General features: G+C 35.8%; 1 protein-coding gene and 1 pseudogene. One reads left to right on the forward strand and one right to left on the reverse strand.

Annotation, left to right across the window (positions count from 1 at the left end; genetic code table 11):
• Positions 1–93: 93 nt before the first annotated feature.
• A pseudogene (locus tag AB1414_19735) lies at positions 94–872 on the forward strand (IS630 family transposase).
• Positions 873–1108: 236 nt separating this feature from the next.
• On the opposite strand, the gene AB1414_19740 reads toward AB1414_19735, so the two are convergent.
• A complete protein-coding gene (locus AB1414_19740; GenBank protein ID MEW6609646.1) occupies positions 1109–1984 on the reverse strand; it encodes a TRCF domain-containing protein in 876 nt (291 codons plus the stop codon).
• Between the last annotated feature and the right edge of the window lie 150 nt (positions 1985–2134).

Consider the following 2134-nt stretch of genomic DNA (forward strand, 5'->3'; position numbering starts at 1 on the left):
TATATAGATGAAAAGAGTTGTCAACACTCACTCAAGGTCTGACCCCAATATCCCCCTGACCCAATATCCCCCTTCTTAAACCAGCATATATCAACGATAGAAGCATATTTTAGAGAACACCCGCCAGCGACGATTAAAGAGGCAATGGAAATAATAAATAAACAGACGGGGATAAAGCGAAGTGAAGTGCGAATAGGGGTATTTCTTAAGCGTGCAGGATTAAAGCGTCGCAAAGTAGGTATGGTGCCATCTAAAGCCGACATTCAGGAACAAGAGAGATTTAAAAAAAAACTTTAGAGCCCCGTTTAGAAGAAGCAAAAGAGGGTAAAAGAGCCCTATTCTTTTTAGATGCATCTCATTTTGTCTTCGCCCCATTTTTAGGCTATCTCTGGTGTTGAACACGACTATTCATCAAGGCTCCTGCGGGGAGAAAAAGATTTAATGTTTTAGGTGCTTTGAATGCTATAACCCATCAACTCATTACAGTAACTAATGAGAGTTATATTACCGCTCAAAGTGTATGTGATATACTATGGAAAATAGCCCGACTAAATTTAGGTATACCCATTAGTCTGGTATTAAATAATGCTCGTTATCAAAGATGTAAGATTGTCAAACAACTGGCTGATTCGCTCAATATTGAACTGATTTTCCTTCCCGCTTATTCGCCTAATCTTAATCTTATTGAGCGACTTTGGAAATTTGTAAAAAAACAATGTTTATACTCAAAATATTATGCTGAATTTTCTATCTTTAAAAAGGCTATTATTGACTGTTTAGATAAAATAGATTCATTTTATAAACACGAACTTGATGCGTTGCTAACTCTAAATTTTCAGACTTTTAAAAAATCACAGTTTGTGAACTTTTAAAGTATAGATAAAATACATGGAGGTAAAGATAAATGGGAAAAAATAAATAAATCCGTTTAATCCGTGTGACAAATTTTTAATAGTAAGGGGATTTAATAGTAAGCGGATTTAGCAGATTGAGCAGATTTTTTTTATTTTTTTTCCGCTCAATCCGTTCAATCCGCTTACAATAAAAAATGTAATCTGTTTAATCAGCTTACAAAAAAATTCGACCTATTTCACAGGTTGAAATTTTTTTAACAGTCCCCTAATTCCCTCAACACCTCTTTCAAAAAACCAATACCTTCTTCCTCTTCTGTCCATTTTAAAATCAAGCAATTGGTTTTTCTTGGATTTAGTGTTAAATATTCCGGAAAGGTAGTGACTAAAGAAAGAACTTTTGGGATTAATTTTTCATCCGACGGTAATTCAATGGTCATATATCCTTTAGAGATACTCAAAGAGGTAATACCGACTTTTTTTGCCATCAATCGCATCTGGAAAAGTTCTAAAAGCCTCTGGACAGGCATTGGGATTTTCCCGTATCTATCCACCAATTCTTCTTTAACTTCTTGTAAGGCATTAAAGTCTTTACAGGATGACAGTTTTTTATAGACGGCATATCGTTGAGCAATATCTTTAATATATTCTTCCGGGATATAAGTATCACAGGGTAAATCTATACCTGGCAAGGTCTCATCTACGATTTTTTCTCCTTTTACCCTGGCGACTGCCTCCTGAAGTAATTTACAATATAAATCAAATCCGACTTCAAGTAAATTGCCGTGTTGTTCAGGACCAAGGATATTGCCTGCCCCGCGTATTTCCAGGTCGCGCATTGCCACTTTAAATCCAGAACCTAAATCTGAAAATTCGCGTATTGCCTCCAATCTTTCTTTAGCCATCTCGGAGACCATAAATTCTGTTGGATAAAAAAGATAGGCATAAGCCATATGTTTTGACCGACCAACCCGTCCCCTTAATTGATAAAGTTGTGCCAGACCAAACTGCTGGGCATTATTAATAATAATCGTATTGACCGTAGATATGTCTATGCCTGATTCAATGATTGAGGTGGAGAGTAAGACATCATATTTATGGTTTAAAAACTCTAATGCTCTGTCGCTATTCAATTGATGAGTAATATTTCTACCTCTCATGTCATTCCTGCGAAGGCAGGAATCCATTCATATTCGTAAAATTTGTAACCGTTCAGGCTATATATCAAAAGTGTAAGAAAGGGGATAAGGAGATAAGAGTGATATGGAGATAAGATAATAGAA

This window comes from bacterium, from assembly GCA_040755795.1.
Lineage (GTDB): Bacteria > UBA9089 > CG2-30-40-21 > CG2-30-40-21 > SBAY01 > JBFLXS01.